This is a genomic window from Bradyrhizobium sp. B117, assembly GCF_038969555.1.
In the GTDB taxonomy this organism is placed as follows: domain Bacteria; phylum Pseudomonadota; class Alphaproteobacteria; order Rhizobiales; family Xanthobacteraceae; genus Bradyrhizobium.
In genome coordinates this window covers 5,930,257-5,948,919 of record NZ_CP152414.1, presented here as the reverse complement: position 1 = coordinate 5,948,919, position 18,663 = coordinate 5,930,257, and the positions used below count along the sequence as shown (strand labels likewise).

The 18,663-nt window shown below is 65.5% G+C and carries 15 protein-coding genes; 11 read left to right on the top strand and 4 right to left on the bottom strand.

Annotated features, from left to right (window positions below; translation table 11 throughout):
- The first annotated feature begins 124 nt into the window (after nucleotides 1-124).
- The 7 genes from AAFG16_RS29205 (at nucleotide 125) to AAFG16_RS29175 (ending at nucleotide 8,136) form a co-directional block, all read left to right on the top strand.
- The gene (locus AAFG16_RS29205; RefSeq protein ID WP_342730830.1) at nucleotides 125-1,270 is read left to right on the top strand and encodes an isobutyryl-CoA dehydrogenase; all 1,146 of its coding nucleotides are present in this window, start codon (nucleotides 125-127) and stop codon (nucleotides 1,268-1,270) included.
- Nucleotides 1,267-2,334 carry an enoyl-CoA hydratase/isomerase family protein gene (locus AAFG16_RS29200; RefSeq protein ID WP_342730828.1) on the top strand — a complete coding sequence of 356 codons (1,068 nt, stop codon included), beginning with the start codon at nucleotides 1,267-1,269 and terminating at the stop codon, nucleotides 2,332-2,334. The genes AAFG16_RS29205 and AAFG16_RS29200 overlap by 4 nt, the downstream gene beginning before the upstream one ends.
- 25 nt (nucleotides 2,335-2,359) lie before the next feature.
- Nucleotides 2,360-3,247 carry a 3-hydroxyisobutyrate dehydrogenase gene (gene mmsB, locus AAFG16_RS29195; protein WP_342730826.1) on the top strand — a complete coding sequence of 296 codons (888 nt, stop codon included), beginning with the start codon at nucleotides 2,360-2,362 and terminating at the stop codon, nucleotides 3,245-3,247.
- Between the two features lie 131 nt (nucleotides 3,248-3,378).
- A complete protein-coding gene (locus tag AAFG16_RS29190) occupies nucleotides 3,379-5,094 on the top strand; it encodes an AMP-binding protein (RefSeq protein ID WP_342730823.1) in 1,716 nt (571 codons plus the stop codon).
- Complete coding sequence (locus tag AAFG16_RS29185) at nucleotides 5,095-5,574, top strand: MaoC family dehydratase (protein WP_283079934.1); 480 nt, start codon at nucleotides 5,095-5,097, stop codon at nucleotides 5,572-5,574.
- A gap of 232 nt (nucleotides 5,575-5,806) precedes the next feature.
- Entirely contained in the window at nucleotides 5,807-6,724 is a 918-nt protein-coding gene (locus tag AAFG16_RS29180) for an SDR family NAD(P)-dependent oxidoreductase (protein ID WP_342730821.1), read from the top strand.
- 224 nt (nucleotides 6,725-6,948) lie between these two features.
- Nucleotides 6,949-8,136 carry a TIGR03862 family flavoprotein gene (locus AAFG16_RS29175; RefSeq protein WP_342740994.1) on the top strand — a complete coding sequence of 396 codons (1,188 nt, stop codon included), beginning with the start codon at nucleotides 6,949-6,951 and terminating at the stop codon, nucleotides 8,134-8,136.
- A 129-nt stretch (nucleotides 8,137-8,265) separates the two neighbouring features.
- Here the strand turns inward: AAFG16_RS29175 and AAFG16_RS29170 are convergent, their stop codons facing one another.
- The 3 genes from AAFG16_RS29170 to AAFG16_RS29160 all read right to left on the bottom strand — a co-directional run bounded on the left by AAFG16_RS29170 (nucleotide 8,266) and on the right by AAFG16_RS29160 (nucleotide 11,768).
- Entirely contained in the window at nucleotides 8,266-9,345 is a 1,080-nt protein-coding gene (locus AAFG16_RS29170; protein ID WP_342730819.1) for a D-TA family PLP-dependent enzyme, read from the bottom strand.
- Nucleotides 9,346-9,453: 108 nt separating this feature from the next.
- On the bottom strand, nucleotides 9,454-11,262 hold the full coding sequence (locus tag AAFG16_RS29165; RefSeq protein WP_342730817.1) for an ATP-binding cassette domain-containing protein: 1,809 nt from the start codon (nucleotides 11,260-11,262) through the stop codon (nucleotides 9,454-9,456).
- A 2-nt stretch (nucleotides 11,263-11,264) separates the two neighbouring features.
- Nucleotides 11,265-11,768, bottom strand: a complete 504-nt coding sequence (locus AAFG16_RS29160) for a YaiI/YqxD family protein (protein ID WP_283079930.1) — start codon at nucleotides 11,766-11,768, stop codon at nucleotides 11,265-11,267.
- Between the two features lie 107 nt (nucleotides 11,769-11,875).
- On the opposite strand from AAFG16_RS29160, the gene AAFG16_RS29155 reads away from it, so the two are divergent.
- Both AAFG16_RS29155 and AAFG16_RS29150 read left to right on the top strand, forming a co-directional pair.
- Complete coding sequence (locus AAFG16_RS29155) at nucleotides 11,876-12,676, top strand: hypothetical protein (RefSeq protein WP_342730814.1); 801 nt, start codon at nucleotides 11,876-11,878, stop codon at nucleotides 12,674-12,676.
- Nucleotides 12,677-14,119, top strand: coding sequence for a DUF5107 domain-containing protein (locus AAFG16_RS29150; protein WP_342730812.1), 1,443 nt, complete (start codon nucleotides 12,677-12,679; stop codon nucleotides 14,117-14,119). It begins immediately after the preceding gene.
- A 55-nt stretch (nucleotides 14,120-14,174) separates the two neighbouring features.
- On the opposite strand, the gene AAFG16_RS29145 is transcribed toward AAFG16_RS29150, so the two are convergent.
- Nucleotides 14,175-16,547 carry a xanthine dehydrogenase family protein molybdopterin-binding subunit gene (locus AAFG16_RS29145; RefSeq protein ID WP_342730810.1) on the bottom strand — a complete coding sequence of 791 codons (2,373 nt, stop codon included), beginning with the start codon at nucleotides 16,545-16,547 and terminating at the stop codon, nucleotides 14,175-14,177.
- A gap of 217 nt (nucleotides 16,548-16,764) precedes the next feature.
- On the opposite strand from AAFG16_RS29145, the gene AAFG16_RS29140 reads away from it, so the two are divergent.
- Complete coding sequence (locus AAFG16_RS29140; protein WP_342730808.1) at nucleotides 16,765-17,838, top strand: Ppx/GppA phosphatase family protein; 1,074 nt, start codon at nucleotides 16,765-16,767, stop codon at nucleotides 17,836-17,838.
- Nucleotide 17,839: 1 nt separating this feature from the next.
- The gene (locus AAFG16_RS29135; RefSeq protein WP_342730806.1) at nucleotides 17,840-18,526 is read left to right on the top strand and encodes an RlmE family RNA methyltransferase; all 687 of its coding nucleotides are present in this window, start codon (nucleotides 17,840-17,842) and stop codon (nucleotides 18,524-18,526) included.
- Nucleotides 18,527-18,663: the final 137 nt, after the last annotated feature.

The following is an 18,663-nucleotide window of genomic DNA, read 5'->3' as shown; positions in this document are numbered from 1 at the left end:
CGAAGCAATCCAGACTGTCTCCGCGGAGGGATGCTGGATCGCTTCGCGGAGCCCGTCATCGGGCCGCGCTTCGCGCGGACCCGGTGGCTCGCAATGACGATGGAGTGAAAGGGTAGGCGGCAGCATGCAGTTCGCTCTGAACGAGGATCAGGTCGCGGTTCGCGACATGGCGTTGGCGTTTGCGGCCGAGAAGATCGCGCCGCACGCCTTGCGCTGGGACGAGGAGAAGCATTTCCCCGTCGACGTCATGCGCGAGGCAGCAAGCCTTGGTATGGGTGGCATCTACATCCGCGACGATGTCGGCGGATCCGCGATGAGCCGGTTCGACGCGGCGCTGATCTTCGAGGCGCTGGCGACGGGCTGCCCGACGACATCGGCCTTCATCTCCATCCACAACATGGCGTCCTGGATGATCGATGCCTTCGGCAGCGACACCCAGCGCCACCAATGGCTGCCGAAGCTGTGCAGCATGGAGCTGATCGCGAGCTATTGCCTGACCGAGCCGGGCGCCGGCTCCGACGCGGCGGCGCTGCGCACCCGCGCCGTGCGCGACGGTGACTGCTACGTCCTCAACGGCCAGAAGCAGTTCATCTCGGGTGCCGGCGGCACCGACCTTTTGGTCGCCATGGTGCGCACCGGCGGCGATGGCCCCGGCGGTATCTCGACCCTCGTCATCGACGGCAAGACGCCGGGCGTCTCCTTCGGCGCCAATGAGCGCAAGATGGGCTGGAACGCGCAGCCGACCCGCGCCGTGATGTTCGAGAACGCCCGCGTGCCGGTTGCCAACCGGCTCAGCGAAGAGGGTGTTGGCTTCAAGATCGCGATGGCCGGCCTCGACGGCGGCCGTCTCAACATCACCGCATGTTCGCTCGGCGGCGCCCAAACGGCGCTCGACAAGGCGCGCGCCTACATGAAGGAACGCAAGGCGTTTGGAAAACGTCTCGACGAATTCCAGGCCCTGCAATTCCGCCTTGCCGACATGGCGATCGAGCTCGAGGCCGCACGCACCTTCCTGTGGCGCGCCGCGGCGGCGCTCGACCGCAAGGACCCCGACGCCACCATGCTGTGCGCGATGGCAAAGCGCTTCGGCACCGATGTCGGCTTCGAGGTCGCCAACCATGCGCTGCAGCTGCACGGCGGCTACGGCTATCTCAGCGAATACGGCATCGAGAAGATCGTGCGCGATCTGCGCGTGCACCAGATCCTCGAAGGCACCAATGAAATCATGCGGCTCATCGTGGCGCGCAAACTGATCGAGGGCGCGCGATGAGTGCTGTGGAGGAGGGCGATCTCATCGTTCGCCGCGAGGGCGCGGCGGGCGTGATCCGGCTCAACCGTCCCAAGGCGATCAACGCGATGACGCTGGAGATGTCCGAGGGCATCGACGCGGCGCTCGATAGATTCGAGACTGATCCTGAAGTCGCCTTGATCATTCTGGAAGGCTCCGGCGAGCGCGGCCTCTGCGCGGGCGGAGACATCCGCGGCCTCTGGGAGAGCTCGCGCGAAGGCGGCGATCTCGGCGCGCGGTTCTGGCGCCAGGAATACGTCATGAATGCGCGGATCGCGAGATATCCTAAGCCGTATGTCGCGTTCATGGACGGTCTCGTGATGGGCGGCGGCGTCGGTCTCTCCGGTCACGCCAGCCATCGCGTCGTGACCGATCGCACCAAGCTGGCAATGCCCGAGGTCGGGCTGGGCTTCTTCCCCGATGTCGGCGGCACCTGGCTGTTGTCGCGCTCGCCCGGCGAGATCGGCACCTATTTTGGCCTCACGGGCCAGACCATGAACGGCCCCGATGCGATCCACGCCAAGTTTGCGGATGCCGTGGTGCCGGCGGCCAAATGGCCGGTGCTGCGCGAGGCGCTAACGAAGGTTCGCCCGGGCGTAAGCGCGGCCGACGTGACCAAGCTCGTCAACGGTTTTACGACCGGTGAGGCTGCGGGGCCGGTCGCAGCGAAAGAGCCGATCATTGACGCGCTGTTCGGCTTCGATCGCATGGAAGACATTTTTGCGGCGCTCGAGCGCGACGGCTCGGAGTTCGCGCTGGCCACGCTGAAGACGCTCAAAGAGAAATCGCCACGTGGCATGGTGGTGACGCTGAAATTGCTGCGGCTCGCGCGTACCGCCTCGAACCTGGAAGAATGCCTGGTGCGCGAATATCGCGCCGCATGCGAAGTCTTCCGCAGCGACGATTTCCGCGAGGGCGTGCGCGCCGCCGTGATCGACAAGGACCGCAACCCGACCTGGTCACCGCCGCGGATCGAGGACGTGACGCCAGAGATGCTGGCGCCATATCTCGCCGAGATCGGGGCCGACGAGCTCAAATTCAATTAACAAGGCTATAGCGGAGGAAACGACAATGGCCACGATCGCATTCATCGGTCTCGGCAACATGGGCGGCCCGATGGCGGCCAATCTGGTCAAGGCCGGCCACAAGGTGGTGGCGTTCGACCTCGTCGAGGCCTCGCGCAATCAGGCCAAGGCGGATGGCGCCGGCGTCGCCGACAGCGCCGCGGGCGCGGTGAAGGGCGCCGATGTCGTCGTCACCATGCTCCCCGCAGGCAAGCATGTGCTCGGCGTCTGGAACGAGGTCGTTCCTGTCATGACCAAGGGCGCGCTGATCATCGATAGCTCCACCATCGACGTCGAGAGCGCGCGGCAGGCGCACGCGCTCGCGGCCAAGAGCGGCGCGCTCTCGGTGGATGCGCCGGTCTCCGGCGGCACCGGCGGCGCCAAGGGCGCGACACTCACCTTCATGTGCGGCGGCGAGGAGGGCGCATTCGCGGCGGCAAAGCCCGTGCTGGAGAAGATGGGCAAGAAGATCGTGCATTGCGGCGGCGCCGGCGCGGGGCAGGCGGCCAAGATCTGCAACAACATGATCCTCGGCATTTCCATGATCGCGGTGAGCGAGGCCTTTGCGCTCGGCGAAAAGCTCGGCCTCTCGCATCAGGCGCTGTTCGACGTCGCCTCGACCTCGTCAGGCCAGTGCTGGTCGCTCACGACCTATTGCCCGGTTCCGGGCCCGGTGCCGACCTCGCCGGCGAACAACGACTACAAGCCGGGCTTTGCCTCGGCGCTGATGGTGAAGGACCTGACCCTGGCGCAGGACGCCGCCAAGGCCGCGGGCGCCGCGACGCCGCTCGGCAAGCATGCGCAGGAGATCTATCAGTCTTTCGACGCAGCCGGCCAGGGCGGGGTGGATTTTTCCGGAATTATCAAGCACGTTCGCAGCCTCGCTGGAAAATAGCGAGGCTTTGCCCGTAGCCCGGATGGAGCGAAGCGAAATCCGGGACGGTTCCTTCGAATTGCGCAGGCGCCCCGGATTGCGCTTCGCTCCATCCGGGCTACGCTCGAAGGTCAATTCGACGGGCCCGAACCATGACCACATTTCAGGAAGCGCGCGCGTTTCTGCTTCATCACCGCACGGATTACGAGACAGCGGTCAAAGACTTCCTTTGGCCCGATCCGGTTCCCTTCAACTGGGCGCTCGACTGGTTCGACGAGCTCGCAAAGGACGCGGACGCCAGGGACCGTCCCGCGCTCTGGATCGTCGATGCCGCGCAGGACAAGCAGACCAAGCTGTCCTTCGCGGCGCTCTCGCAGCGCTCCAACCAGGTCGCGAACTTCCTCCGCGCGCAGGGCTTGAAGCGCGGCGACCATCTCCTGCTGCTGCTCGGCAATGTGGTTCCGCTGTGGGAGACCATGCTGGCGGCGATCAAGCTCGGCGTCGTCTTGATTCCCGCAACCACGCTGCTCACCGCCGACGAGCTGCGCGACCGGCTCGATCGCGGCAAGGCCAAGGCGGTGGTAGCGGCCGAAGACCAGGTCGCGAAATTCGCAAGCCTGGGTGCCGAGAATATCGCTCGCATCGTTGTCGGCACGGCCTCGGATGGCTGGCTTGCCTATGACGAGGCGGCGAAGGCGCCCGAGAGTTTTACGCCCGACGGCCCGACCAACGCCGACGACCCGATGCTGCTCTACTTCACATCTGGCACGACGGCAAAACCGAAACTGGTGCGCCACAGCCAGCGCAGCTATCCGGTCGGGCATCTCTCCACCATGTACTGGATCGGGCTCAAGCCCGGCGACGTCCATCTCAACATCTCGTCACCCGGCTGGGCCAAGCACGCCTGGAGCTGTTTCTTCGCGCCGTGGAATGCGGGCGCGACCGTGTTCGTGGTCAACCAGCCGCGCTTCGATGCCAAAGGGCTGCTCGCCACCATCGGCCGCTGCGGCGTCACCACGCTGTGCGCGCCGCCGACGGTGTGGCGGCTGTTCATCCAGGAGAACCTGGCCTCGTTCAAGGTGGCCTTGCGCGAGGTCTGCGGCGCCGGCGAGCCGCTCAATCCAGAGGTGATCGACCAGGTGCAGGCCGCCTGGGGTCTCACCATCCGCGACGGTTACGGCCAGACCGAAACGACCGCGCTTGCCGGCAACTCGCCGGGGCAGCCTATCAAGGTCGGCTCGATGGGCCGGCCGCTGCCGGGCTATCGCGTGCAGGTCAGCGACGCCGATGGCCATCCGGCCAGGGAGGGCGAGGTGGCGCTGCTGCTCGGCGCGGACCGCCCCGCCGGCCTGATGCAGGGCTATCAGGGCGACGACGGAAAACTGGCGGGCGCCGAAGGCGAGCTCTATCGCAGCGGCGACGTCGTCTTCGCTGATGAGGACGGCTATCTCACCTTCGTTGGACGCTCCGATGACGTGTTCAAATCCTCCGACTACCGCATCAGCCCGTTCGAGCTGGAGAGCGTGCTGCTCGAGCATGAGCTCGTCGCCGAAGCTGCGGTGGTGCCGAGCCCCGATCCGATCAGGCTCGCGATCCCCAAGGCCTTCGTGCTGCTGACCTCGGGCGCGGAGCGGACGCCCGAGACGGCGCTCTCCATCTTCCAACACCTGCACACGCGCCTTGCGCCGTTCAAGCGCATCCGCCGGCTCGAAATCGTCGCCGAGCTGCCGAAGACGATCTCTGGCAAAATCCGCCGTGTGCAGCTACGACGGCTCGAACGCGACGATGATCGCAGCGATCCGCTGCGCGGCCGGGAATTCCGCGAGGAGGATTTTCCGGAGCTGCCGAAAACACGGAGTGAGACCTAAGTGAACGAAGTCTGGAAGAAGCCGCCAATTTCGCTGGAAGCCTATCAGGCCATGGTCGGCAAGGAGATCGGCGTATCGTCGTGGCACCTGGTCGATCAACCCCGCATCGACACCTATGCCGACGTGATCGAGGATCACCAGTTCATCCATGTCGACCCCGAGCGCGCCAAGAAGGAGACGGCGTTCGGCACCACCATCGCGCACGGCTTCCTGACGATGTCGCTGCTGTCGATCATGTCCTACGAGGTGATGCCCGTGATCGCGGGCACCACGATGGGCGTGAACTACGGTTTCGACAAGCTGCGCTTCATCTCGCCGGTGCGCTCGGGCAAGCGCGTCCGCGGCCGTTTCGTGCTGGCGGAAGCCAAGCTGCGCAAGCCCAATGAGCTCCAGTCCCGCACCAATGTGACGGTTGAGATCGAAGGCGAGGACAAGCCGGCGCTGGTCGCCGACTGGCTCGGCCTGATCTATTTCGAGTAGGGCGGGGCCGTCATGGCCGGGCTTGACCCGGCCATCCATCGCTGCTCAAAAGCCTCTCAAATCGGTGCGCTTGGACCCTCTCCCCTTGTGGGAGAGGGTGGCTTCGCGAAGCGAAGCCGGGTGAGGGGTCTCTCTCCGCGAGCACATCTGTGGAGAGAGACCCCTCATCCGGCGCTTCGCGCCACCTTCTCCCACAAGGGGAGAAGGAAAAGGGAAGAACAGGACTTCACCCATGGCAATCAGGTTCGACGGACGCGTCGTCATCGTCACCGGCGCGGGCAATGGTCTCGGCAAGGCGCATGCGCTCGGGCTCGCCAGCCGCGGTGCGAAGGTCGTCGTCAACGATTTCGGCGGCGCGCGTGACGGCACCGGCGGCTCGCTGTCGCCGGCCGAAGCCGTGGTTGAGGAGATCCGCAAAGCGGGCGGCACCGCGATGGCCGACGGCGCCGACGTCTCGAATTTCGAGCAGGTCACCGCGATGGTCGAGCGCGCCACCAAGGAGTGGGGCAGCGTCGACCTGATGTGCGCCAATGCCGGCATTTTGCGCGACAAGTCGTTCGGCAAGATGGAGGCGGCCGATTTCCAGAAGGTGCTCGACGTGCATCTCGTCGGCACCTTCTATTGCTGCAAGGCGGCCTGGGCCGGCATGCGCGACCGCAATTACGGCCGCATCGTGCTGACGACCTCGTCCTCCGGCCTCTACGGCAATTTCGGCCAGGCCAATTACGGCGCGGCGAAATCCGGCATGGTCGGCCTGATGAACGTGCTCGCCGAGGAAGGCCGCAAGAACAACATCCGCGTCAACATCATCTCGCCGACAGCAGCGACCCGGATGACCGAAGAGCTGCTGCCGCCGCAGGCGCTGCAATTGATGAAGCCGAACGCGATCACGCCCGCGGTCGAGTACATGCTGAGCGAGGACGCGCCGACCCGCACCATCATGGGCGCCGGCGCCGGCTCGTTCGCCGTGATCAAGGTCGTGGAGAGTGAGGGCATCAACCTGCCGGAAGCCGATTGGACCCCGGACGCGATCGCCGCGCATTTCGGAGAGATCAGCGACATGTCGAAGGCTAGGGCGTTGCAGGGTGCGTTCGAGCAGACGCAGAAATACGTCGCGCAGGCCGCGGCACGCGCGGGGATCAAGCTCTAACCACCTCCGTCATGGCCGGGGCCTCGCGAAGCGACGAACCCGGAATGATGCCTTCCGTCATGGCCGGGCTTGTCCCGGCCATCCACGTTCTTGGCATCGCCCGCGTGGCTCCCGTGGATGCGGGCATGACGACCTATTCTTTGGCGTCCAGCTCAGCCTAAACTCCCGCCATGACCCCATCCGAATCCCACATCGCCGTCATCGGTGCCGGCCCCGCCGGGCTGATGGCGGCGGAGGTGCTGGCGCAGGGGAGTGCCAGCGTCACCGTGTATGACGTCATGCCGTCCGCTGGCCGCAAATTCCTGATGGCCGGCCGTGGCGGGCTCAATCTCACCCATAGCGAGCCGCTGCCGCAGTTCATGGCGCGCTATCGCGAGGCCGCACCGAGGCTGCAAGCCGCAATCGACGCCTTTTCGCCGGACGCGTTGCGTGCCTGGAGCGAAGCGTTGGGCGAGCCGACCTTCGTCGGCACCAGCGGGCGGGTGTTTCCAAGGGCGTTCAAGGCCTCGCCCTTGCTGCGCGCCTGGCTGCGGCGGCTCGATAGCGCCGGCGTCCGGTTCGCCTTTCGTCATCGCTGGACCGGCTGGGATGCTGAGGGGCGGCTTCAGTTTCAAACACCGAATGGTACGGTCGCCACCGGGGCTGACGCCACGGTGCTGGCCCTCGGCGGCGCAAGCTGGCCACGGCTCGGATCGGACGGTGGCTGGGTCGATATCCTCGCGGCGAAAGGCATCGCTATCTCAAAGCTGCGGCCGGCCAATTCCGGCTTCACGGTCGGATGGTCCGAATTGTTCCGCGACCGCTTTGAGGGGCAGCCGCTGAAGGGCGTGGCGCTGACGATCGGTGCGCACACCGTGCGCGGCGAGGCGATGGTCACGCGCGCCGGCATCGAGGGCGGCGCGATCTACGCGCTCTCGGCCGAGCTGCGCGAGGCGGTGTTGGGCGTCGGGCAGGCGACGCTGACCATCGCGTTGCGGCCCGACCTCACCGCCGACGCACTGACCACGCGCCTGTCAGGCACGCGCGGCAAGCAATCCCTTGCAAACTTCCTGCGCAAGGCGGCGCAATTGTCGCCGGTTGGCATCGGCCTGATGCAGGAGGCCGCCATTGCGTCGGGGCGGCAACTGGCCGCGTTCTCGCCGGCCGAGCTTGCGCATCTGGTGAACGCGATTCCGGTTCAGCTCACCGGTGTCGCCCCGATCGACCGCGCCATCTCGACCGCCGGCGGGATCGCCTTCGACGAGCTCGACGCGCACTTTATGCTGCGCAAAGTGCCCGGCGTGTTCGCCGCCGGCGAGATGCTGGACTGGGAGGCGCCGACCGGCGGCTACCTGCTGCAGGCCTCGTTCGCGACTGGGGCTGCCGCGGGCAGGGGTGTATTGGAGTGGCTCGCCCAATCGCAGAAATCGTAGGGTGGGCAAAGGCGCGAAGCGCTGTGCCCACCATCTTTCGCAGTTACCACGAGAAGTCGTGGGCACGCTTCGCTTTGCCCACCCTACGGCGGTTTGCCGCTCAAAGGATGCGCGGGCGCTCCCGCAGCTCTACCGCAGCTTCCCCCGTGCCGCCACCGGCAGGGTGCCGATGATCTCCTCGCCGCGCACCATCACCACTTCGTCCATCATGTTGACGACGACGCAGACGTGGTTCGGCACGATGCGGACGACGTCGCCGACGTTCGGGCGGGTGTTGCTGCGGGACAGGTCGAGGAAGCCGTGCTCCTCGGCGAACTTTGCGATTTTGGCTTCGGGGTGCTCCAGAATCAGGCCGTGGCCGTCGAGGCCGCCGGTGTCCGTGGTCAGCGTCTTCGAGCCGGCGTCGAGGATGCCGCGCTCGGGGGCGGCGCGGCTCACCACGGTCGAATAGATGTGCAGCGCGCAGTCGTCCCAGGTGGCGGAGCCGGCCGCGACCTGCATGCGGTCATTGTAGATGTAGGTGCCGAAGCGGTGCTCGGTGCCACCCTTGAGCTTGCCGAGGTTGATGAGGTTCGGCGTGCCCCCAGTCGAGACGATTTTTGCATCGAGCCCGTGCGCCCGCACCCCGGCGAGCGCTTCGTCGAAAAATTTCTGCGCATCGCCCCAGCCGGTTTCGGTTGGGTAGAGCATGAAGCCGGCAAATTCGAGCCCCTTCGACCCCGCGATCTCGCGTGCCAGAGCGATCGCTTCTGCGGGCGTCTCGACGCCCGCGCGCTTGCGGCCCGTGTCGCATTCGACCACGACCGACAGCGGGCGGCCAGAAGCTGCGGCGGCCTTCGGCAGGCCGCCCACCACGGTCGAATTGTCGGCGGCGACCGTCATGTTGGTCTTGGCGTTCAGCGCGCCGAGCCGAGCCATCTTTTCTTCGCCCAGCAGATTGTAGCTGATCAGGATGTCGTCGATGCCGGCATTGGCCATGATCTCGGCCTCGCCGATCTTCTGGCAGGTGATGCCCTTCGCGCCGGCCGCGATCTGCATCTTCGCGATGGTCGGGTTCTTGTGGGTCTTGATGTGCGGGCGATTGGCGACACCCGCATCATCGCAGGCCTTCTGGATGCGCGCGATGTTGCGCTCGACCTTGTCCATGTCGATGACGGCGCAGGGGGTGCCGTATTCGCGGGCGATCTTGGCGGCGAGGGGAGTGGTCATTGGCTCTCTCTATTTTCGGCCCCGTAGGATGGGTAGAGCGAAGCGAAACCCATCAGAGGCAATTCCTTTTAAGCGATGGGTTTCGCTACGCTCTACCCATCCTACGATTCAAGCCTGCTCTATCTCTTCTCTCAGCATTTCCAGTTCGAGCCAGCGCTCTTCGGCGGCGGACAGTTCTTCATGGGCCTTGGCGATCGCAGCCGACGTGTCGTCGAATGTCTTGCGATCCTTGGCGTAGAGGTTGGGATCGTCGAGCACGCGCTGCAATTTTGCAATATCGGCCTGAAGCGTGTCCATCCTCTTCGGCAGTGTTTCCAGCGCGTGCTTCTCATTGAAGCTCAGCTTCCGCCTGGGCGCGGACGACGGAACAGGGGCGCGTTCCTCTTTCTTTTCTGCAACAGGCTGCGCCTTCGTCTCGCGCTTCAGGTCCGCGCCGCGCTGGCTCAGCATGTCGCTGTAGCCGCCGGCATATTCGATCCACTTGCCGTTGCCCTCAGGCGCGATCACGGAGGTCACGACGCGGTCGAGGAAGTCGCGGTCGTGGCTGATCAGGATGACCGTGCCCTCGTAATCGCCGAGCATCTCCTCGAGCACGTCGAGCGTCTCCAGGTCGAGATCGTTGGTCGGCTCGTCCAGCACCAGCAGGTTCGAGGGCTTTGCCAGTGCGCGCGCCAGCATCAGACGGCCGCGCTCGCCGCCGGAGAGCACCTCCACCGGCGTGCCGCGCTGCTCCTGGGCGAACAGGAAGTCCTTCATGTAGCCGACGACGTGTTTCGGCTTGCCGCCGACCATGATCTGATCGCCACGGCCACCGGTCAGCGCTTCGGCGAGCGTCGATTTGGGATCGAGGCTTTCGCGGTGCTGGTCGAGCGTCGCCGTCTCCAGATTGGCGCCGAGCCGCACGATGCCGGAATCAGGCTCCGCCCCGCCGGTGAGTAGATTGACCAGCGTGGTCTTGCCGGCACCGTTCGGGCCGATGACGCCGAGCCGGTCGCCGCGCTGGATGCGGGTCGAGAAATTCTCGACGATCTTGCGCTCGCCATAGGCCTTGGTGATGCCCTTGGCCTCGATCACCAGCTTGCCGGATTGCTCGGCTTCCGCCGCGGCGAGACTGGCGGCGCCTGCGGTGCCGCGATAGTTGCGGCGCTGGTCGCGCAGCGCGTGCAGATTGGCGAGACGCTTGACATTGCGCTTGCGCCGGCCAGAGACGCCGTGGCGCAGCCAGTGCTCCTCGTCGACGATCTTGCGGTCGAGCTTGTGCTGGTCGCGCTCTTCCTCGGCCAGCACCTCGTCGCGCCAGCTCTCGAACGAGGCAAAGCCGCGGTCGATCTGCTTGATCTTGCCGCGGTCGAGCCAGGCGGTCGAACGCGACAGGTTGGTGAGGAAGCGGCGGTCGTGGCTGATGATCACCAGCGCGCTGCGGCGGCTGTCGAGCTCCTGCTCCAGCCATTCGATGGTGGCGAGATCGAGATGGTTGGTCGGCTCGTCCAGCAGCAGGATATCGGGCGAGGGTGCGAGCACGTAGGCCAGGGCCGTGCGGCGGGCCTCGCCGCCGGAGAGATTGTGCGGGTTTTCCTCGCCGGTGAGGCCAAGCTGCTCCAGCAGGTAGCGCGCCTGGTGCTGGTCGTCGCCGGGGGCGAGCCCGGACTCGACATAAGCGAGCGTGGTCTTGTGCGCGCCGAAATCCGGCTCCTGCGGCAGATAGCGCACTGTGGCGCCGGGCTGCACGAAGCGTGTGCCGCTATCGGGCTCGACCAGGCCGGCCGCGATCTTCAGCAGTGTCGATTTGCCCGAGCCGTTGCGGCCGATCAGGCAGACGCGCTCGGAAGGCGCGACATTGAGCTCGACACCTGACAGCAGCGGCGTGCCGCCAAAGGTCAGCCTGATGTCTTTCAGTTGGATCAGCGGCGGCGCCATGATTAGCCTTGACTCAAATTCTGGCTCGTTGCGGCCGCGTCAGTGCGGCGGCGCTGGATCCGGCGCAGCGTTTGGTCGAGCGCCGAGAGGAACGCGGAGCGGTCGCGCGGCGAGAACGAGCGCGGGCCGCCGGTGACTTCGCCGGCTGAGCGCAGATCCGTCATCAAATTGCGCACCGCCAGCGTCATCCCGATCGACTCCTCGGTGAACGGTTTCCCGTTCGGCGCGATCACGTCGGCGCCCGCCTTGACGCAGCGGCTCGCCAGCGGAATGTCCGATGTCACGACGACGTCCCCCGGCTTGGCTCGCTCGGCGATCCAGTCATCGGCCGCGTCCATGCCGGCGCCGGCCGCGATGCGCTCGATCAGCGGATCCGGGGGCACGCGGATAAAGTTGCCGGCGACCACGCTCACAGGAACGTTATGCCGGAGCGCGACGCGGTAGATCTCGTCCTTCACCGGGCAGGCGTCGGCGTCGACATAGATGCGGGTGGGGGTGTCAGTCATTGGCCGCGTGGTACCCCATTCGGGCCGCAAAGGCGAGGGGATTGACCGCTGTTCCCGGGGGCCTACGATCGGCCCCGAAGCAACAAAAATAGAGGGAAGATGACCCCATGCCGAACCGGCTCGAAACCTGGCGCGTCGAGGCCTACAACACTGCAAAACAGTCCGAAAACAAGATGCACGACGACACGGTGGCGCGCCGCTTCGGCTTTTCCGGCGGGCTCGTCCCGGGCGTCGACGTCTTCGCCTACATGATGCACGTGCCGATCGCCCGCTGGGGCCGCGATTTCCTTTCCCGCGGGCTGGTCGAGGCCCGCTTCATCAAGCCGGTCTATGACGGGGAGACCGCCGACGTCGATGCGACCGAGCACAACGGCCTGCTGACGATCGAGGTCTTCAGCCGCACCGAGCTTTGCGCGACGGGGACGGCCTCGCTGCCGGCGGCTGCGCCGGTGGTGTCACTGGGTGACTATGTCGAGGTGCCGGGGGTGGCCGAGCGCAAACCGGTCAGTCCCGCGACGTTCGAAATTGGCAAATGGCTCGGCACGACGCCGCGCCGCTGGGCCGGCCAGGACGCGACCGACTATCTTGCCGACGTCAGGGAGACCGATCCGATTTTCGCGCGCGAGGGGCTCGGCCACCCCGGCCTGATCCAGCGCGTGATGAACCGCGTGCTGGTCGACAACACCATTCTGGGCCCATGGATCCATGTCGGCAGCCGCATGCAGCTGTTGTCCGCCGTGCGCACCGGCGACGAGATCACTGCCCGGGCAAAAGTCACCGCGAATTACGAGAAGAAAGGCCACCGCTTCGTCGAGCTCGACGCGCTGGTCGTCGCCAACGGCACGACCCCGATTGCGCATTGCCAGCACACCGCGATCTACCAGCCGCGCGAGCAGGCGGCGGCCTGAATGCCAGTTGAGGTCTTCTTGCGTGCCTTCGTCAGTTTCAGAATAACACTCCTGTTGTCGCTCTGTGCGCCTTGCGCCGCGCATGCCGCCGCGCCGCTGCCCGATCGTGTGTCGCTCAGTGAGCAGACGACGACGTGGAGCACCGTCAAGTTCGCCGTCGATGCGGAGAATGGCTTTGTCAGCGGGGCGCTCGACAAGAGCATCATCGACGAACGCAATTTCAAATCCTACGTGCTTGAGAACCGATATCTGAAGGTAACGCTCGTCCCCGAATTCGGAGGGCGTATTGTTTCCATGGTCTACAAGCCGACCGGCCACGAGCAGCTTTATCGAACGGAAGTCGGAGTGCCCTACGGCATGAAGGCCGGAAATTTCTACTACGACTGGCTGATGGTCTACGGCGGAATCTTCCCAACGTTCCCGGATGCCGAGCACGGCAAGACGTGGCTGAAGCCGTGGGCTTTCCGGGTGGTGAAGGAGGACGCCGACGAAGTGACGGTCGAGATGTCGTTCAAGGATGACTTCGACTATTCCGCGCGGCCCAGCAAGTTCAGGGGCGCGACCGGCATCGAGGCGAACTACTACGTGACACTGAAGGCCGATCGTGCCGCGCTCGATGCGCGCGTGGTGCTGAAGAATCCGAACGACAGGGCTGTCCAATACGAGTACTGGACGTGCACGACGCTCGCTCCGGGATCGGAGCCGAAAAATCCCAGGGCAACGGGCGGCGCCGAAATCATCGCGCCGATCCGGACTTACACGACGCCTGCCTGGTCGGCCAATCTGGCAGACGGCGACGAGAGCGCGGGTATGGGCAAGTGGCGCTTTGAAAACCTGCGCTACTTCAAGAACTGGCCAACGATGGGCATCGCCTATGCTGCACCAGATATGCAGGGTGGGAATTTCTGGGGCGTCATCAACCATGACAATGCAGAAGGCATCATTCGCATTGCGGACAATACCCTCACGCGGGGCTTGAAAATGTGGACATGGGGGTTTCCATCGTTCACCGGCGAAACCGATGCCTGGAAGGATCCGAACGAGTGGCGGCCGTATGTCGAATTATGGGCGGGTGTGTCAGACCAGTTTTTCCACAGCGCAGATTTTCCCGCACGCAGTGAGGTGTCGATTCCGGAAACCTACAGCCCGACCGTCGGCATGAGCAACGTGACGCATGCGAACGAGAAAATCCTGATCAATTTCTCGGCCGAGGCGTCTCGCGCCGCCCTCGAGTTCTTCAGCATCGAACCGGCCATCCCGTTGCTTGTCACGTTGAAACGGGGTGACACGGCTCTGTTCAGCGGGGAAGTGAGCGCCGATCCGAACAATGGAAATCGCATTTCGGCAGCGATTGCCGATGACCGCAGCGGGGAAAAGATACGGCTAACGATCACGACCACGGACGGAAAAGAGTTGATCGCCGCCGAAACGGCGATCAAGTGATCTCTTTCGAAATGCGAGGCGAAGCCCCCGGCGTCCCCCCGGTCGCGGAATTCCCCTAGGCCGCCTGACCCTTCGCATCCTGGATCGCGCGCCACACCCGCTCCGGGGTCAGCGGCATGTCGATGTGCTTGATGCCGTGGTCGGAGAGCGCATCGAGCACCGCGTTCACCACCGTCGACAGGCTGCCGGCGCAGCCGGCTTCGCCGCAGCCCTTGCTGCCGAGCGGATTGGTCGTCGCCGGCACCGGATGGTCGCCGACCGTCATGTTCGGCACGTCCTCGGCGCGGGGCAGGGCGTAGTCCATCAGCGAGCCCGTGATCGGCTGGCCGCTCTCGTCGTAGCGGATGTGCTCCATCAGCGCCTGGCCGATGCCCTGGACCACGCCGCCATGGAGCTGGCCCGCGACCAGCATCGGGTTGATCACCGTGCCGAAATCGTTGACCGCGCTGTAGCGCACGATCTGCACCACGCCGGTGTCCGGATCGATCTCCACTTCAGCGACATGGCAGCCGTTCGGGAAGGCCGACGGCACCGCCTCGCTGGTGTGGTCGACGTCGAGACTGTCAGGCACGCCCTCCGGCACCTTGCCGTCATGCAGCTTCCTCGCCAGCTCCATGATGTCGATGCTGCGGTCGGTGCCGGCGATGGTGAAACTGCCGCCTTCGAACTCGATGTCGGCTTCGGACGCCTCCAGCATGTGCGCGGCGGCGCGCTTGCCCTTCTCGATGACGAGCTTGGCGGCGCCCACGATCGCCATGCCGCTCGCGGTGATCGAGCGCGAACCGCCGGTGCCGTTGCCGGTGTGGACGATGTCGCTGTCGCCCTGCACCAGCTTGACGCTCTCGAAGGGGACGCCGAGCTGCTCGCACAGCACCTGCGCGAACGGCGTGGCATGGCCCTGGCCGTAATCGAGCGTGCCGGTGATCAGCTGCACCGTGCCATCAGGATCGAACACGATCTTGCCGAGCTCGGCGCTCGGCGGCGCCGTGACCTCGAGATAGGAGCCGACCGCGATGCCACGCAGCTTGCCGGCCTTCTTGCTTTCCTTCTTGCGCTTGGCGAAATTCTCGTGGTCGGAGATTTCCAGCGCCTTGTTGAAAACCGCCTGGAAGTCGCCGCTGTCATAAGTGACGCCGGAGGACGCGGCGAACGGCATCTGGTTCTGCTTGATGAAGTTGCGCTTGCGCATCGTCAACCGGTTGATGCCCATCTCGTCGGCGGCGCGGTCGATCAGCCGCTCCATGTAGTAGTTGGCCTCGGGCCGGCCGGCGCCGCGATAGGCGCCCATCAGCGTGGTGTTGGTCAGCACCGTCTTGATGTCGATGCCCATCAGCGGCGTGCGGTAGACGCTGGAGAAGTTCTTGCCGGTGTTGAGCGAGAGCGGCCCCGGGGCAACGCCGGTGATGTAGGCGCCGAGATTGCCGTAGCCGGACAGCTTTGCCGCGAGGAAGTGCCCCTCGGCATCGAGCGCCAGCTCGGCATGGATCTTCTGCGCGCGGCCGTGGCTGTCGGAGAGGAAGCTGGTGGAGCGCTCGTCCAGCCACTTCACCGGCTTGCCCAGTTCCTTCGCCGCGTACAGGATGCACATGTATTCGGGATAGTTGATGTTCTTCATGCCGAAGGAGCCGCCGACATTGGCGGTGAGGATACGTACCTTCTCGTTCGGCACTTTCAGGTTCTTGGCGAGATTGGCGCGATTGCCAGCGACGCCCTGCGTCGGCACCTGAAGCGTGTAGCGCTCGGTTGTCTTGTCGTAGGAGGCAAGGCCGACGCGCGGCTCCATCGAGACCACGGCGACGCGAGTGTTCTCGATGTCGATCCTGGTGACATGGGCGGCGCTGGCGAAGGCGGCATTGACCTTGTCCATGTCGCCATAGTGGTAGTCGAGCGCGACGTTATCAGGAATGTGGTCGTAAAGCTGCGGCGCGCCGGGCTTTGCAGCTTCCTCGGGATCGGTCACCGCGGGCAGGGGCTCGATGTCGAGCTCCACGGCCTCGGCGGCGTCGCGCGCCTGGGCCAGCGTCTCCGCCACCACGAAGGCGACGGGATCGCCGACGAAGCGGACCTTGTCGGTTGCGAGCGGCTGACGGTTGGTCTGGAGCAGGGGCGAGCCGTCGCGGCTCTTCAGCGGCAGGCCGCAGGTGAAGGGGCCATAGCCGGCGGCATCGAGGTCGGTTCCGGTCCACACCCCCAGTACGCCCGGCATCGCCTTGGCGGCGTCGATGCCGATGCCGCGGATGACGCCATGGGCATGGGTGGAGCGGACGATCACGGCATAGGCCTGGCCGGGCAGGTTGAAATCGTCGGTGTAGCGGCCCTTGCCGCGGACCAGCGTGTCGTCTTCCTTGCGGCGGACCGGCTGCCCGACGCCGTATTTTTGCAGTGCAATAGCGTTTTCGAGCGTGGAGGATTTGGTGTGTTCTTGCATGGAAATGACCTGAAAAGCCGGCATTTGCGCGATTTCGCGGGGCGCCTGGAGGGGGCCGGACCCCCTTTCAGATAGCCCACGGACCCGTTCACGACAACGCACGAATGGACATGGTCCCATGTGATGCGATGTTGCGCAGGCCCACCGCGCTGCTAATGTTTCAGGCGAAAAAGCAATTCCGGATCGGCCCCTTGCGGTCGTGGAAAGACAGTTCGTAATGAATGACCACACGCGGCTCCGCGACGGCCATGTGCCGCACGGTGAGCTGGAGGGGTCGATGGCGGCGGTGGCGTTGGCCACCGAACCGGCCGTCCCCGCGCAGGCCGTCGGAACCGGCGTCTACGCGGCGCTGGACCTCGGCACCAACAATTGCAGGCTGCTGATCGCCTGTCCGACCCACGACGGCTTTCGCGTGGTCGATTCCTTCTCACGCATCATCCGGCTCGGCGAGGGGGTCTCGGCGACCGGGTGCATCAGCGAGGCCGCCATCGAGCGCGCCATCGCCGCGCTCAGCATCTGCCGCGACAAGATCAATCTGCGCAAGGCGCGGCGCCTGCGGTTGATCGCGACCGAAGCCTGCCGCGCCGCCTCGAACGCCGAAGGTTTCCGCAGCCGCGTCGCGGCCGAGACCGGCATCGAGCTCGAGGTGATCGACCGCGAGACCGAGGCTGCGCTTGCCGTGCTCGGCTGCTCGCCGCTGGTCGACCCCCGGGGCAGGGGCGCGATCCTGTTCGACATCGGCGGCGGCTCGACCGAGCTGGTGCGGATCGAGCGGGACCCGGAGAATCCGGAGCCGCGCATCAAAGCCTGGATGTCGATCCCGTACGGCGTGGTCACGCTCGCCGAACAGTTCGGCGGCCGCGATGTGACGCCGGAGATCTACGCCGCCATGGAGCGGGATGTGGCAAACCACGTCGCGCCGTTCGCGGAGGAGCACGGCCGCGACCTCACGGATATGCACCTGCTCGGCACCTCGGGCACGGTGACGACGCTGGCCGGCATTCACCTCAACCTGCCGCGCTACGACCGCCGCCGCATCGACAGCATCTGGATGAACGACGCCGACATCACCGCGACCATCAGCAAGCTGCTCGGCATGAGCTACGAGGAGCGCGCCAACAACAGCTGCATCAGCGTCGAACGCGCCGATCTCGTGCTGGCCGGCTGCGCCATCCTCGATGCGATCAGGCGCGCCTTCCCACTGCCGCGCCTGCGCGTCGCCGACCGGGGCCTGCGCGAAGGCATGCTGGTCGAGATGATGCGCGAGGACGGCGCGCTCAGGAGCTGGTGAGATGGCGAAAGACACCACCGGCCGCTTGCACGTCCAGGTCAAGACCGGCGGCAAGCGCAAATTGTCATCGAAGCTCTGGCTGGAGCGGCAGCTCAACGATCCCTATGTCGCGAAAGCAAAGGCGGCAGGCTATCGCTCGCGCGCCGCGTTCAAGCTGCTCGAGATCGACGACAAGTTCCGGCTGCTGAAATCGGGCATGGCCGTGGTCGACCTCGGCGCCGCGCCCGGCGGCTGGAGCCAGATCGCCGCCAAGCGCGTCGGCTCCGCGGAGGGCAAGGGCAAGGTCGTCGCGATCGACCTGCTGGAGATGCCGGAGATCGTCGGCGTCGACTTCGCCCAGCTCGACTTCATGGACAATGATGCGCCCGACAAGCTCACGGAAATGCTCGGCAGCAAGGCCGACGTCGTGATGTCCGACATGGCCGCCAACACCACCGGTCACCGCAAGACCGATCAGCTCCGCATCGTCGGCCTCGTCGAGACGGCGGCCGCCTTTGCCTGCGACGTGCTCAAGCCCGGCGGCACGTTCCTGGCCAAGACGTTCCAGAGCGGTGCCGACGCCGATCTGCTCGCCCAGCTCAAGCGCGACTTTGCGACGGTGCGCCATGTGAAGCCGGCGGCGAGCCGGCAAGACTCGTCGGAGCGCTACGTGCTGGCGACGGGATTTCGTGGGGCGGGCGGAGAATAGTATCCAGCCTTTCCCTAAGAGCCTCGCCGCTCGACCGAGATCATCTGTTGCCGTGCGCGGCCCTTGCCGAGCGCTTGGACGTCGATCCGACGTCTTGAGAGTTGTGGCGCGATATCATTTCAATGTTAATAATATCA